Origin of the sequence: Sphingobium sp. B2D3C (assembly GCF_025961835.1) — a bacterium.
Classification (GTDB): Bacteria; Pseudomonadota; Alphaproteobacteria; order Sphingomonadales; family Sphingomonadaceae; genus Sphingobium.
The window spans coordinates 3,188,753-3,203,621 of the sequence record NZ_JAOQOK010000001.1 but is presented as its reverse complement, the minus strand read 5'-3'; the positions used below and the strand labels follow the sequence as shown (position 1 = coordinate 3,203,621).

Genomic DNA, 14,869 nt, shown 5'->3' with positions numbered 1-14,869 from the left:
TTTTCCGGCTGACGCCGCGCTCAGAGATGACGAACAGGAATGCCCGCAGCGGCCAATGCTGCCCGCGCCTCACGCACGCTATGCTGACCGAAATGGAAGATGGAGGCCGCCAGAACCGCGCTGGCATGGCCCTGCGTCACGCCCTCAACCAGATGATCGAGCGTGCCGACACCGCCGCTGGCGATGACCGGCACGGTGACCGCATCGGCAATGGCGCGGGTCAGCGCGAGATCATAGCCCTGCTTGGTGCCGTCCCCATCCATCGACGTGACGAGCAACTCGCCTGCGCCCAGCGCCGCCAGCCGCGCGGCATGAGCCAGCGCGTCGATGCCGGTGGCGCGACGGCCGCCATGGGTGAAGATTTCCCAGCGGCCCTCACCGACCCGCCGGGCATCGACGGAGGCCACGATGCACTGGCTGCCGAACCGATCCGCAATCTCGCTCACCACTTCGGGGCGCGACACGGCGGCGCTGTTCACGGCGACCTTGTCCGCGCCGGCGAGCAGGAGCGCCCGCGCATCCTCCGCGCTGCGCACGCCACCGCCGACGGTGAGCGGCATGAAGCAGACTTCCGCCGTGCGCGCGACGATATCGAGCAGCGTGCCGCGATCCTCGTGGCTGGCGGTGATATCAAGGAAGCACAATTCGTCCGCGCCCGCCGCATCATAGACCTTCGCCTGCTCGACCGGATCGCCGGCATCGCGCAGGTCGACGAAGTTCACGCCCTTGACCACGCGGCCATTGGCGACATCGAGACAGGGGATGATGCGGGTGCGGACGGTCACTGGACTAAATCCTCACATCCGTTCGTGGCGAGCGAACGGGAGGTAGCTGCGTGACATTCACGCGGCATTCGCCACAGCAATCGCGGCCCGCAGGTCCAACCGACCATCGTAAAGCGCCCGGCCGGTCACCACGCCCTCGATGCCATCGCCAGCATGGAGGCTGAGCACCCGAATGTCCGAAATATCCGCGACGCCGCCGCTGGCGATCACGGGAATGTCCACCGCCCGCGCCAGCTCGACGGTCGCATCGATGTTCACGCCCTTGAGCAGGCCATCGCGGCCCACATCGGTGAACAGCAGTGAGGCGACTCCGGCATCCTCGAAGCGGCGGGCGAGATCGACCACCGGCATGTCAGACTTCTCAGCCCAGCCGTCGGTCGCGATCATGCCCTCGCGCGCGTCCACCGCGACGACGATGCCGCCGGGATAATCCGCCGCCATATCCTTGACGAATTGCGGGTTCTTGAGCGCGGCGGTGCCGATGACGACACGCGACACGCCGAGCGCGAACCAGCCCTGCACAGCCTGCGGATCGCGGATGCCGCCGCCAAGCTGGACATGGCCGGGGAAGGCCTGGACAATCGACGCGATGGCTGCGCCATTGACGGCATGGCCGGCAAAGCTGCCATCCAGATCGACCACATGCAGGAAATCCGAGCCCTGCTCTGCCCAGATCAGCGCCTGCGCGGCGGGATCATCGCCATAGACGGTCGCCCGGTCCATATCGCCCTCGGCCAGGCGGACGACCTGCCCGCCCTTGAGATCGATGGCCGGAAAAACGATGAACGGCGGAATATCACTCATGGGGCCCACTCCAGAAAACGGGCGAGGGTCGCAAGGCCATAGGCCTGGCTCTTTTCCGGATGGAACTGGACGCCCAAAATATTGTCCTTGCCGACCGCCGCGACCAGCGGCCCGCCATGGTCGGTGGTGGCGACGACATGCGCCGCCTCCGCCGCCTCGAAATGATAGCTGTGCAGGAAATAGGCCTCGCCGGGCTCCACCAGCGGATGGGCGCACGCGCCGACAACATCGTTCCAGCCCATATGCGGGATCTTGATCGCCGGATCGTCGCGCTCGATGCGTCGCACCGTGCCCGGAATCCAGCCCAGCCCCTCATGCCGCCCGAACTCCTCGCCGGCATCGGCCAGCAACTGCATACCCACGCAAATGCCGAGGAACGGCCGCCCGACCCCGAACACCGCCTCATGCATCGCCTCGATCATGCCCGGCAGCGCGCGCAACGGCTCGATGCAGGCGCGGAAAGCGCCGACACCCGGCAGCACGATTCGGTCGGCCCGGCGCACCACCTCGGCATCGGCCGTAATGACGACGCCATGCGCCCCGGCGGCCCGGAGCGCATTGTGCACGGAGTGGAGGTTCCCCGCGCCATAATCGATGAGCGCGATGGTCATGGAGTGTCAGCCGCCCAGCGTGCCCTTGGTGGAGGGGATCGCATCGCTCTTGCGCGGATCGATCTCCACCGCCTGGCGCAGCGCGCGGGCCAGCGCCTTGAAGCAGCTTTCCACGATGTGGTGATTGTTGCTGCCATAAAGGTTCTCGACATGCAGGGTGATCCCCGCCGACTGCGCGAAGCTCTGGAACCAGTGCTCGATCAGCTCGGTGTCCCACTCGCCCAGCCGGTGCATGGGGATCTCGACCTTCCAGACCAGCCAGGGCCGGCCGGAAATGTCGAGCGCGACGCGGGTCAGCGTCTCGTCCATCGGCGCGTGCGCCTCGCCATAACGGGCAATGCCGCGCTTGTCGCCGAGCGCCTTGGCGATCGCCTCGCCAACCGCGATGCCGGTATCCTCGGTGGTGTGGTGCTGGTCGATATGCAGATCGCCGACCGCCTTCACGCTCAGATCGATCAGCGAATGGCGCGAGAGCTGCTCGAGCATATGGTCGAGAAACCCGATGCCGGTCGAAATGGAATAAGTGCCGGCCCCATCGAGATTGACGCTCACCTCGATATCGGTCTCGCCGGTTTTCCGCCTGATCTCCGCGCTACGCATGGTTGCGGCCTATAACGCGCGCGGCGGACCATGCAATGCGCTTCTCGACCGTTAACGGCTGTAACGCTCTGTGCTTGACCGGCGAGCCCCCCGCGCTAGGACTGTGGCCATGACGGAAGAGCCAGCAGACAGCCTGATTCCCTATGACGAAATCGTGCAGGAGGCGCTGCGTGCGATTCCCGGGCGCGTTTTGCAGGATATTGCGCTGACGGGCGTCCTGCCGGGCAATCATCATTTCTACATCACGTTCAAGACGCAGGCGCCGGGGGTGAGCATTCCCACCTGGCTGGCCGAGCGCTTCCCGGACGAGATGACCATCGTGCTGCAGCATAAATTCTGGGATCTCAAGGTTACCGATACCAGCTTCGAGGTCGGCCTCACCTTCAATCAGGTGCCGGCGCATCTGGTGATCCCGTTCGCGGCGCTGCGCTTCTTCGTGGACCCGGCCGTCAACTTCTCGCTGGAATTCCAGGTGATGGAGAGCGGCGAGGCCGTCGAAACCATGGAGATGGCGGAAAACGATACGCCGGTCGCCCAGGCCGAAGACGGCTCCAACGTGGTAACGGTAGACTTCGGCAAGAAGAAGTAAGGGCCAAGCGCGACCCGAGCGCGCCCTGCTCCCGCTTACTCCGCCCGCTTTGCCTGAAAATTGAAGCTGATCGTCACGGCATCCGGAATCGTGCTGGTATCGGACCATTCTCCGGTTCCGACGCCGAAGGCCGTGCGGTCGATGCGAGTGGAGCCGCGGGCGCGGGCAACCATTCCGTCGATATCCAGCGTGAAATCGAGCGTCACTGGCTTTTGCTGCCCGTTGAGCGAGAGCGTGCCCGTCGCGCGGTAGCGATTGCCATCGCGATGCGTGATGCGCGTTGCCCGGAACGTCGCGCGCGGATGCGCCGCCACGCCGAAGAACTCGTCGCCGCGCAGCATGTCGTCACGCTGGCTGTCGGCGCTGTCGACCGACGCCAGATCGACCGTCACGGCGATGCGCGAGCCGGGCAGATCATCCGGGCTGAAGACTATGTCGGCATCCCAGCGCGAAAAGCCGCCGTCGATGTCGGTGCCGGAATAGGCCGTGCGGAAATTGAGCGTGCCGCCGCGCTGCACCGTCCAAGCGGCGGCCTTTTGCGCCTCATCCTTGGCTGGCTCATCGGCAGGCGCCGCTGCCTGCTTGACCGCCAAAGCATCTTCGGCTGCATTGCTGGCGTTGACGGCAGGGTCACCCGCATTATCCGCGGCCGCCACGTTTGACCCCGCAAGACCGGCATCCGCTTGCGCCGGCGCCTTGCCGCCGAACGGCAGCACCCAGGCCAGTGCAAAGGCCGTCAGCGCGCCCGCAATCACGAGAGCCGCCACCACATTGAGCGCGCCCCGTCTGCTCAAGGCACTAGGCACCATGCGGCCAAGAATATCCTTGCGCAAAAAGTGGTGCCGCAGTGCTCCCGCGACATGCAGGATCACCAGCCCGGCCAGGAGCCAGCCAAGCAGGCTGTGCACGGCTTCCGCCGGGTCGTGCAGGGCAGCGCTCACAGGCAGATGCGGCCATGGAATGACGCCGAACAGCAATGTCGGCACCTTGATCGCCGAGGTCGAGACGATGATCCAGCCCGTGAGCGGTCCAAGGATCATCACCACATAGAACAGGGCGTGGACACCGCCGGCGAGGGCGGCAAGCAGCAGGCTCGTGTTGAGCGGGCGGGGCCGGGGCACCAGCAGCCGGATCACCAGGCGCGCCACGCTGAGCAGCAGGATGCTGATGCCGATGGTCTTGTGAAGCTGATAGGCCGCGAACTGCGGCAGGCCGGTCAGATCCTCCAGGCGCCATCCCAGCGACACCTGAAAGAGCAGCAAAGCGGCAAGCGACCAGTGCAGAATAATCGCGGCAAGCGAATAGCGCGCAGGCGATTGATGCAGGCTCATGTCCGTCGCGTTCCCCCAACACCCAGTCGAATAGAGTGGTGCCGAACCTGCCAGCCGAACCGGCGCTTAGCAAGCGGGTTGGGAGCGGCGTACCGCTTCGGGGAGGGCAAGCGCTCAAAAGGCAAGGAAGTCGAAGCAGCCGCCAGACCGGGACGACCGCACAAGACCCGCCTTTAGGGAAAATGGTGCCACAGACGACAAAGATGGGCACTCAAATCACCGAGAAGTTTCTATTGATCGCGCGTCATAGGGCGGCTTCGAAAGGTCCGTGAGACAACCCGCCCTAAAATCGGACGTTCAATCCCTCGCGTCGCGGAGCGCTTCCAGTTCGGCTAGCCTCACCGGATCGCCGGCGGCAAGCGTTTCCTCAAGATAGAAGCTATAGGGTATGTCGAACACCAATTTGTGGGCCTCGCCGCTATATTCTGAGGCGATCACAGGAAATGCGTCGACCAGCTCTCGAAGGAAAGCTTTGTCCAAATCTTGAAGCCTCGCTGCCATATCCTCCATCATGAGGACGGACACATCAAGATCTAACAATTCCTCATCAGTCATATTCAAGAACAGAAAAAAATCTGCGACTATTCTGGCGATCTGTTCAACAATCATCGCTTGATCACCCTTACCTTGATGTTGGTTATCTTCATTTTCTTAAACAGCTTGAGCGCAGCAATACGCTAAGCTTCATTTGGAACTTCCCAGGTTCCGATAGAGCGATTATGCGCTAGAGCCTCCGACTGGCGCAATAGCTGGTGATCGCCCGGTTTGCCGACACATCTGAGACCCTGCCCCTAAAGCTGACATCGCTCGCGTGGTTGGTCGCGTTCGCCGGCAAGGCCAAACTGCGGAAGCCACCCTTCAGCACGCGATGAAGCACAAAGCCGTCGGCATAGGTGACGCGCAACCCGCCCTGAAATCAGACGTTCAATCCCTCGCGTCGCGGAGCGCTTCCAGTTCGGCCAGCCTCACCGGGTCGCCCGCAGCAAGTGTTTCCTCAAGGTAGAAGCTATAGGGTATGTCGAGCACCAATTTGTGGGCCTCGCCGCGATATTCTGAGGCGATCAAAGGAAATGCGTCGACCAGCTCTCGAAGAAAAGCTTTGTCCAAATCTTGAAGCCTCGCCGCCATATCCTCCATCATGAGGACAGCTGCATCAGGATCAAGAACCTCATCATCGGTGAGATCGAGAAACAATATGAAATCAGCGATGATCCGCGCCACCCCTAGCACACTCATGGCTTCACCACCCTCACCTTGATGTTCGTGATCTTCATCTCTTTAAACAGCTTGAGCGCAGCGATTCGCTCGGCTTCGTTGGGCACTTCCCAAGGTCCAATGGCGCGATTATGCGCTAGTGCTTCTGACTGTCGCACAACTGGGCACGCGCCCTGGGACGGTTCACGACCCTGAACTTTCGGTCAATCACATAGTCACCCTGCACGCCATCAAACTTGACCAGCCGTCTTGAGCCATCCGGCATCGTCCGCATCAACGTGGGCGCCTGACCGGGCCGAGCGCCCGACGCCGCATCCCGAGCAGCAGGATGCTGATGCCGATCGTCTTGTGAAGCTGGCAAGCCGCGAATTGCGGGAGTCAGGTCAGCCTTTAACCCCTTCATCGAAGGGTGATTGAAAATCCACAGGATGGCCCACCGCTTTGAAATCCATGCGTCATCGGCAAAAAGCATGATGGCGAGCGCTACCCATTCGTGGCTCCAATATCTTGGTGATCACTTCAAAGAATATAATCTGGAACATCGTCGTTAAGAGAAGGGTAGACAATCGGCTTGTGACCGAAATGGCGCTCGACTGAGCGATTCCGACGCTCGGTAAGATCCTCTTCGGGATCGATGTCGTCGCGATAGAAATAAGTCACTTCAAATTTGCCATCGCGCAGCACATACTCCATTTCGATCCACCGGTTATTTTCGTCCTGAATCTCCCAGAGATCGAGAAGAGCATAAGGCAACCGATCGATAATGGGCAATCGAAATATAATATGGCTCCCAAGATCCTTGAATATCGACTCTCCAACGACGTTCTGATTTAATTCGGCGTACAAAATCGTCGGTTTGAAAGGATACTCACGATCCTCGGTCAATAATGTTCCGATTTCATTGAGCAAATTTTCGGATCGATCTATTCCCATAACGTCATTTTGACCTCTCGTTAGGAAATTTCTTACTCTTTATTAATCCGTCAACTGACCACCATACATCAATCTCGAACGGTCTCTGAGATGCATGATCGAATCTTGGAATAATCTTCACTGAGACAGTTTTACCGGCCCGCCTCTCTCTTGCCCATTCGTCTTCAAGTGCACGATAATCGCCCCGATTAAACCTTGCATCCTGCGCGAAGTGGTTGAAGGCCTCCGTCGGCCCGCTGAAGCGGGCGGCAATGTAATGACCGCCATCGTCTTCACGGCGCCGATGGATTCCACCCGCCTGCCTCTGGGACGTACGAGAACGGCTCGGAACAAGTGCTATTGTCAATATGCCAGAGACTCTTCGTGTCCGCTCGCGCGAATCGATCTGGTACGTATAGCCATTTCGAATGACGGTTCGAAATTCATCCGCAGACGTTCTGTTCGACGCTGGTTTAGCAGGCGCTTGGTGGATAACCGAGACAACTACTCCCGGCGTTCTTCTTCGATCAGCGAGGGGACGCTTGGGTCGGGGTGAATCCCATGTCCCTGCACTTCCCGCACCCCCAAAACTGCCACCACCGAGATAAAATCGGCCTGTCCCCGCGAAGGTGAACCGACCATCTTCCGGATCATGCCACGGGTTGAACTTATGTTCGACCTCATCCGCTCCGGAAGAGCACGGCAAGCGGCCAGTGCGCAACCAGACCGGAAAAGCCCGGCGCCATTCGACTTCCGATATCTCGATCATGCGCCATCACCTCTAAAATGAGGTGAGAACATTTCAGAAACATTTTCCTATAAGTCAAGCCAATTATCGGCAGACGGGCTACGATCAGCAGCGCCCGCTCACGACTCAGTGTCACGGAAAATGGTGCCGCTTAGGTGACTCGAACACCTGACCCTCGCATTACGAATGCGATGCTCTACCGGCTGAGCTAAAGCGGCTCCGGCTCGCCGGCAAACCGGCGATCATCATGACTCGTGTCCAAATGCGGCGCACGATCATGCAGGCGGGGCGCTTATCAGCGTGTGTCGGGCATGGCAAGCGCCGATCGCGTTTTCGCCTGTGATATCGCGCGGGCTGGCGGCGATATTTGGTGCCTTTACCGGGCCTTTACCCTTGATGGCGCAGGGTTCGCCCCTTGCACGCGACCACAGGCGAATCCTCGAATGGACGTACATCACAGCCAGGCCGATGCGGTCACCACGCTGGACGAAGCCATGGATGCCCCTCCGCTCGTCCGCTTCGACGAGCGGCGCATGCACATCCGCGCCTATAATTACTGGTCTTCGCTGCTGCGCGACCGGTCGCTGCCGAGCATCGAGGATCTCAATCCCGAGGAACTGCAGGATTTCGGCTCGCACAGCGTGCTGCTGGACTTCACGGCGGGCGTCGAGGATCCAACCATTGCCTTCATCGGTCCCGCTCTGGCCGCGCAGTGCGATATCGACACCTCCGTGCGCCGCGCCAGCCAGGTTCCGGCCCGCACATTGCTCTCCCGCCTGACCGACCATTATCTGCAGATCGTGGCCAACGCCGCGCCCATCGGGTTCGAGGCGGAGTTCACCAACCAGCGCGGCGTCGAGGTCATGTATCGCGGCATCATGATGCCCTTCTCGACCCGCGACGACGCGATCGACTTCGTCTACGGCGTGATCAACTGGAAAGAGGTCGCGACGGATGCGCTGACCGAAAGCATCATCGCGCAGGCCGAGGCCGCCGCGCCGGTGCGTGTGAGGACGACCGACGCCACCGCCATCTGGGCAGATGGCCCCTCCGCGCAGACGATCGCGGCTGCGTCCGTGACCGATTTCGCCGAAGACGTGCCGACCGACGATGCGCTGGACCTGACCAGCGAGACGATCACCCTGCCGGACCAGGATACGGCGCTGGCCGACATGCTGGCCCTGGCGCGCGATGCCGCCATGGCCGCCCATGCCCAGGAGGGGCGGACACGCCACGCGCTCTACCGCGCGGTCGGGCTCGCGCATGCGCTGGCGCAGGTCGCCGCCGCCCGGCCGGAGGATTATGCCGCGCTGCTCGCCGACTCCGGCATAGCCGTGCAGCCCCGCAGCCCGCTGACGGCGCTGGTGAAGCTGGTCTTCGGCACGCACTATGACAAGACGCGCCTGGCCGAGTTCGTCTGCGCCATCCAGTTTGCGCTCGACGCGCGGATGCAGCCGGGCGCCCTAATCGCGCATCTTCATGCCACGGTGGGCGGCCTCAAGGGCGTGGTGGCGCAGGTCCGCGCGGCGCGCCGCAATGAAGCTCCCAAAGAGCCGCACAAGGCCATCATGCGCTCCCGCCGGGTGCTGAAGCAGGCCCCTGCCCTCCCCGCCGATCAATTGGCCATGGACGGCGAAGGGCTGGCCGTGGTGATCATGCGGCGAGAGGCCGACGGCTCACTTGCCATGGTCGCAGCGCTCGATGGCGCCGACCAGCTTGCCGAACGGGTTCTGGCGAAGGCAGCCAAGGCCCTTCCGGCATCCTGAGCAGGCGCGGAGCATAAGCAGGCCGAGCAATGGTCCGGTTGCGGACCCTGCCGGCGGGGTTTAACCACACAGGCCCGACACTGCTTCCACAGATGTGCGTTAGGCAGACAAGGGCCGGCACAAGTGGAAGAGGATGTCCATGACCATCAAGACCAATCGCGACGACGCGCTGACAGCAGCCATCGCGGAGGCACTGGCCAAGGGCGTGCTCGAAAGCGAGCAACAATCGCCCCAACCGGACCAATGGGACGAGGCGGCGCGCTTCGTGCTGGAAGCCGCCGCAATGCGCAAGGATGGCGAGAGCGCCATCCTCATCGACAGCCTGACCGACGAGCGCAGTGCCGGCGCCGCGAGCCGGCGGCAGCGCATCGCCATCATCAACGCCGACATGCCCTTTCTTGTCGACAGCATCGGCAATTGCCTGAGCCAGGCCGATCTGGTGATCCACGTGCTCGCCCACCCCATCCTCCCGGTGCAGCGTAACGAGGACGGCGGATTGCTGGCCATTGGCGATGAGGACGGCGCCGGCCGCGAATCGCTCATCTATATCGAGACCGACCGGATCGACGCGCGCGGCCGCCGGGAGCTTTGCCGGGCGCTGGAGGAAACCCTGTGCCACGTCCGCGCGGCGGTAAGCGACTGGCGGGCGATGATCGATGCGCTCAATGCCGACGCCAATCGCCTGGGTGCCGGCGAAGGCGGCGACTTTCTGCGCTGGCTGCTCAAGGGCAATCTCACTCAATTGGGGCACGAGCTGTGGACGCCGAATGCCCAGCCAAGCCGGCGCAAGGGCATCTGCCGGGCCGCCGAAAGCCCCGTGCTTTCGGACCAGTCCGCCGCTGCGGCCCTGGCCTGGTTCGAATCTGGCCATGCCGGGCCGCTGATCCTCAAATCCAACATGATGGCCAAGGTCCATCGCCATGTGCTGATCGACCTGTTCCTCGTGCCGGTGCGGGAAGAGGGCAAGATCACCGCCATTTCTATCCATGCCGGCCTGTGGACGAGCGCGGCGCTCGCCACCGCGCCGGAGGATGTGCCCATCCTGCGCGATACGCTTTCGGGATTGATGGCGCGGTTTGGCTACAATCCCTCAGGTCATGCCGGCAAATCGCTGGTGCACGCCCTCACCGCCCTGCCGCACGACCTGATGCTGGCGTTCAGCGCGCAGGACCGGGACCGCATCACGCTCACCGCCATGTCGCTGGCCGACCGGCCCCGCCCCAAGCTGGAGCTGGTGAGTGATGTGCTGGGGCGGCATCTCTTCGCCTTCGTCTGGATGATGCGCGACGACCTCTCGACCAGCCGCCGGGAAGGCATCTCCGCGCTGATCGCCTCGGCGGCGCACGCCAGCTTGCTCGGCTGGTCCATCGCGCTGGAGGAAAGCGGTCTGGCGCTGGTGCGCTTCACCTTCGACCTGCGTGATGAAGGACAGGTGCCCGACGCCGAGGCGCTGGACCTGCAGATCGCGCAACTGCTGCGCGGCTGGACGCCAGCCGTGGAACAGGGCCTCATCGAACTGGGCGAAAGTTCACGCGCCGCCGTGCTCGCCCAGCGTTATGCGCCGACCTTCCCGATGTCCTACCGGGAAAGCGCCGGGCCGGACGAAGCCGCCCGGGACGTGCTGGCGCTGCATCAACTCACCGGCCCGGATGATCGCAGCGTGCGCTTCTACCGCATCGCGCAGGATGGCGACCACCAGCTGCGGGTGAAGATCTATTCGCTCGAACCGCTTGTGCTATCCGAAGCGGTGCCGGCGTTCGAGAATTTCGGATTCAGGGTGCTGGAGGAACGGAGCACCAGCGCGGGGACGGAGGGGTCGCTCGGCCATATCCAGCGCTTCACCCTGGAGCGGCAGGATGGCGGCCCGGCGGCCGAGGTGCTGGACCGCGCGGCAATTGTCAGCGAGGCGCTCGATGCCGTGCTGGAAGGCCGGGCGGAGAATGATCGCTTTGCCGAACTCATCGTCACAGCGCAGCTTGGCCCACGCGACATCGTCTTCCTGCGCGCCATCTTCCGCTATCTGCGCCAGACCGGCCTTGCCTACGGCCTTTTGACCGTCGTCGAAACGCTGCGGCGCGAGGCGCATATCGCCCGCCAGATCGTGGACCTGTTTTTCGCGCTGCACGATCCTGCGCGCGGCAAGGATGCTGAAGACGCCGCGACGATCAACGCGGCCATTGATACCGCACTCGAAGGCGTCAAAGGCCTTGATGAAGACCGCATCCTGCGGCTCTACCGCGCGGTGGTCAACGCCACGCTGCGGACCAATGCCTTCACCCCGGCCGCGCAGGAGGCGCTGGCTTTCAAGCTGGACAGCGCGCTGGTGCCCGGCCTGCCCAAACCGCTGCCTTGGCGCGAGATCTGGGTCTATTCGCCGCGCGTCGAAGGCATCCACCTGCGCACCGGGCGCATCGCCCGCGGCGGGCTGCGCTGGTCCGACCGGCGCGACGACTTCCGCACCGAAATCTTGGGGCTGATGAAAGCCCAGCGGGTCAAGAATGCGGTCATCGTGCCGACCGGCGCCAAAGGCGGCTTCTACCCCAAGATGCTGCCCAACCCGGCAAGCGACCGCGATGCGTGGCTGGCCGAAGGCACCGAGAGCTATCGCGTGTTTATTCGGGCGCTGCTCTCCGTCACCGACAATATCGTCAAGGGCAAGACCGTGCACCCAAAGGGCATGGTCATCCGCGACGGCGCCGACCCCTATTTCGTGGTGGCGGCCGACAAGGGCACGGCGAGTTTCTCGGACGTCGCCAATGCCATCGCCATCGATCATGACTTCTGGCTGGGCGATGCGTTCGCCAGCGGCGGCTCCAACGGCTATGACCACAAGGCGATGGGCATCACCGCGCGCGGGGCTTGGATCAGCGTGCAGCGCCATTTCGCTGAAATGGGCGTCGATGTGCAGAAGGACCCGGTGCGGGTGATCGGCGTGGGCGACATGTCCGGCGACGTGTTCGGCAACGGCATGCTGCTCAGCAAGAGCATCCGCCTGGTCGCGGCGTTCGACCACCGCCATATTTTCATCGATCCCGACCCCGATGCATCCGCCAGCTGGAAGGAGCGCCAACGCCTGTTCAAGCTGCCGCGCTCAAGCTGGTCGGATTACAAGGAAAGCCTGATCAGCGAAGGTGGCGGCGTGTTCGCCCGCAGCGAAAAGAGCATCCCGCTCAGCCCGCAGATGCAGGCGCTGGTCGGCACCGACCAGACGGCCATGGAGCCGGCGGCGCTGATTTCGGCGCTGCTGCGCGCGGAGACCGATCTGCTCTGGTTCGGCGGCATCGGCACCTACATCAAGGCCGCGAACCAGAACAACGCCGAGGTCGGCGACACCGCGAACGACCGTCTGCGGGTGGATGGCGAGGACGTGCGCGCGAAGGTGATCGGCGAGGGCGCCAATCTGGGCGTCACCCAGGCCGGGCGCATCGCCTATGCGCTCAAGGGCGGGCGGATCAACACCGACTTCATCGACAATAGCGCGGGCGTCGATTGCTCCGATAATGAAGTGAACATCAAGATCGCGCTCAACAAGGAGGTCGCCGAAGGGCGGCTTGCGCAGGAGGCGCGCAATGACCTGCTGCGGGCCATGACCGATGAGGTCGCCGCCATCGTTCTGGAAGACAACCGCCTGCAGGCGCTCGGCCTCTCCATTGCGGAGCAGGGGGGGAGCGCAGACCTCGCCTCCTATGTCCACCTGATCCACACGCTGGAGGATGGCGGGCATCTCGACCGCAAGGTGGAAGGTCTTGCCCCGGACGAGGAGCTGATGCGCCGCGCCAGCGAAGGGTTGGGGCTGACAAGGCCGGAACTGGCCGTGCTCTTCTCGACCGCGAAGCTGACGCTGCAGGATGCCATCGAGAAGAGCGACCTTGCCCGCGATCCCGCGCTGGAAAGCGACCTGATCGGTGCCTTCCCGCCCCTGATGCAGCAGCGCGAGGGGGATGCGATTGCCGCCCACCAGCTGCGCGACGAGATCATTGCCACCAAGATCGCCAACCGCATCGTCAACCGCCTCGGCGTAATCCTGCCTTTTGCCCTCACCGAGGAAGCCAGTTGCTCGCTCGATGAAATCGCCCATGCCTTCGTGATCGCCGAGCGCCTGTTCGGCGTGCGGCAGCTTTGGGACGATATCGATAGCGCCGATCTCTCCGAGCAGGCGCGGCTCGCCCTCTACCGCAGCGTCGCCAATGCGATGGCAGGCCATATCGGCGATGCGCACCGCTCCTTGCCGACCGGCATCGCGCCGCACAAAGCCATGGCAATGCTCGATGGCGCCATCGATACGCTGAAGACCAAGGTCGACAGCCTGCTGCAGCCCGAGCCGCTCAAGGCCGCCGAAGCCATGAGAGCCATGCTCACCAGCCTCGGCGTGCCGGAAGCACTGGCCGAACGGACCGTGATGCTGGTGAAGATGGATGGCGCCATCGGCCTTGCCCTGCTCGCGCAGAAGGGGTCGCAGGACGCGCTGAGCGTTGCCGCCGCCTTCACGCGGCTGGGCAACCTGCTCGGCATCGACTGGCTTCAGGCCCTCGCCGCCCAGATGACGCCGAGCGACCCGTGGGAACGCTTGCTGGTTGCCGGCAGCGCGCGGGAATTGCAGCAGATGCGGCTCGGCTTCCTGGCCCGCGCCGGCGCGAAGACGAGCGAGGAGCATCTCGATCGCTGGCTCGCGGAGAACAAGGTTGCGGTGGAGAAGTTCACGGACTTCATTGCGCGCGCCCGGCAGGCAGCTGCGCCTTCCGCCGCCATGGTCGCGGAACTGACCGGACAGGCCCGGACGCTGCTCAGCCGCTAGCGAACCGCGCCGCGCGGGCTCACCAGCCAGGGCTTCACCGCGCCGCTCGGCTTGGGCGTGCCATCGAGCCGCACGGCGCGCTTGATCGTGACGCGGTCCTTGATCATCTGGCCGAACATCACGCCGCGCCCGCAGCAGGTGTCGCGCGCCATGATGCGCTTGACCACATCCATGCCCGCGACCACCTGGCCGAAGGCGGCATAGCCCGCATAGCCCGGCCTTGCATCGAGCGTGGGGTTGGCGCCGACCTGAATGGAGAAGTTGCCGGTGCCCGAATTCGGCTCCTTGTGGCGCGCCATGGAAATGGTGCCATCCAGATGTTTGAGGCCAGTCTGATCGGTCGGCTCCAGCTCCACAGTGGGGAAGTAGACCCGCCGCGCCTCGGTATCGATCCCGCCCTGGACGAAGCCCGACTTGGGATCGTTCTTGCGGCGGAAGGCCCGGTAGAAGCTCGTCCCGTCCAGCCGGCCATCATCCACATAGATCATGAAATTGGCGACCGTCTTGGGCGCACGACGGGCGTTCAAGGCGAGCACGATGTTGCCCATGTCCGTCTCCAGCCGCACGCGGATGAAGCCCGGCGTCGGCTTCGTCGCGCTTTGCGCAAGCAGCGGCCCGGGCACCGCAACCAGCAGCAGGGAGAAGAGAGCGAGGAAGATGAGGTTCAGGCGCAGGACGGGGACAGGCTGAAGAAACAAGAGCATCGATCCGGG

General features: G+C 63.5%; 13 protein-coding genes and 1 tRNA gene. 3 read left to right on the top strand and 11 right to left on the bottom strand.

What is annotated here, in order from left to right; genetic code table 11:
- Positions 1-20: 20 nt before the first annotated feature.
- From hisF to hisB, 4 genes are read right to left on the bottom strand one after another with little or no spacing between them, the layout of a single operon-like run.
- Positions 21-785, bottom strand: coding sequence for an imidazole glycerol phosphate synthase subunit HisF (gene hisF, locus M2339_RS14870; protein WP_264571729.1), 765 nt, complete (start codon positions 783-785; stop codon positions 21-23).
- 57 nt (positions 786-842) lie between these two features.
- A complete protein-coding gene (gene hisA / locus M2339_RS14865; RefSeq protein WP_264588079.1) occupies positions 843-1,589 on the bottom strand; it encodes a 1-(5-phosphoribosyl)-5-[(5-phosphoribosylamino)methylideneamino]imidazole-4-carboxamide isomerase in 747 nt (248 codons plus the stop codon).
- Positions 1,586-2,200: an imidazole glycerol phosphate synthase subunit HisH gene (gene hisH / locus M2339_RS14860; RefSeq protein ID WP_264588080.1), complete on the bottom strand. Its 615-nt coding sequence runs from the start codon at positions 2,198-2,200 to the stop codon at positions 1,586-1,588. Before hisH ends, hisA begins: the two co-directional genes overlap by 4 nt.
- Positions 2,201-2,206: 6 nt before the next feature.
- Positions 2,207-2,800, bottom strand: coding sequence for an imidazoleglycerol-phosphate dehydratase HisB (hisB, locus tag M2339_RS14855; protein WP_264588081.1), 594 nt, complete (start codon positions 2,798-2,800; stop codon positions 2,207-2,209).
- A 109-nt stretch (positions 2,801-2,909) separates the two neighbouring features.
- Between hisB and M2339_RS14850 the strand changes: the two genes are divergently transcribed.
- Positions 2,910-3,389 carry an SspB family protein gene (locus M2339_RS14850; protein ID WP_181561177.1) on the top strand — a complete coding sequence of 160 codons (480 nt, stop codon included), beginning with the start codon at positions 2,910-2,912 and terminating at the stop codon, positions 3,387-3,389.
- Between the two features lie 35 nt (positions 3,390-3,424).
- Here M2339_RS14850 and M2339_RS14845 read toward each other — a convergent pair whose 3' ends face one another.
- The 6 genes from M2339_RS14845 to M2339_RS14820 all read right to left on the bottom strand — a co-directional run bounded on the left by M2339_RS14845 (position 3,425) and on the right by M2339_RS14820 (position 7,813).
- Positions 3,425-4,720, bottom strand: coding sequence for a YceI family protein (locus tag M2339_RS14845; RefSeq protein ID WP_264588082.1), 1,296 nt, complete (start codon positions 4,718-4,720; stop codon positions 3,425-3,427).
- 297 nt (positions 4,721-5,017) lie between these two features.
- Positions 5,018-5,329 (bottom strand): hypothetical protein, encoded by a 312-nt coding sequence (locus M2339_RS14840; protein WP_264588083.1) that lies wholly within the window; start codon positions 5,327-5,329, stop codon positions 5,018-5,020.
- Between the two features lie 315 nt (positions 5,330-5,644).
- Positions 5,645-5,941, bottom strand: coding sequence for a hypothetical protein (locus tag M2339_RS14835; RefSeq protein WP_264588084.1), 297 nt, complete (start codon positions 5,939-5,941; stop codon positions 5,645-5,647).
- A 513-nt stretch (positions 5,942-6,454) separates the two neighbouring features.
- Positions 6,455-6,844, bottom strand: coding sequence for a hypothetical protein (locus M2339_RS14830; protein WP_264606450.1), 390 nt, complete (start codon positions 6,842-6,844; stop codon positions 6,455-6,457).
- A 28-nt stretch (positions 6,845-6,872) separates the two neighbouring features.
- Positions 6,873-7,616, bottom strand: a complete 744-nt coding sequence (locus M2339_RS14825; RefSeq protein ID WP_264588086.1) for a DNA/RNA non-specific endonuclease — start codon at positions 7,614-7,616, stop codon at positions 6,873-6,875.
- A 121-nt stretch (positions 7,617-7,737) separates the two neighbouring features.
- A tRNA-Thr gene (locus tag M2339_RS14820) sits at positions 7,738-7,813 on the bottom strand.
- Positions 7,814-8,038: 225 nt separating this feature from the next.
- Between M2339_RS14820 and M2339_RS14815 the strand changes: the two genes are divergently transcribed.
- Both M2339_RS14815 and M2339_RS14810 read left to right on the top strand, forming a co-directional pair.
- Entirely contained in the window at positions 8,039-9,361 is a 1,323-nt protein-coding gene (locus M2339_RS14815; RefSeq protein WP_264588087.1) for a hypothetical protein, read from the top strand.
- Positions 9,362-9,500: 139 nt separating this feature from the next.
- On the top strand, positions 9,501-14,156 hold the full coding sequence (locus M2339_RS14810) for an NAD-glutamate dehydrogenase (RefSeq protein ID WP_413714865.1): 4,656 nt from the start codon (positions 9,501-9,503) through the stop codon (positions 14,154-14,156).
- Here M2339_RS14810 and M2339_RS14805 read toward each other — a convergent pair.
- On the bottom strand, positions 14,153-14,860 hold the full coding sequence (locus M2339_RS14805; RefSeq protein WP_264606449.1) for a peptidylprolyl isomerase: 708 nt from the start codon (positions 14,858-14,860) through the stop codon (positions 14,153-14,155). The genes M2339_RS14810 and M2339_RS14805 overlap by 4 nt on opposite strands.
- Positions 14,861-14,869: the final 9 nt, after the last annotated feature.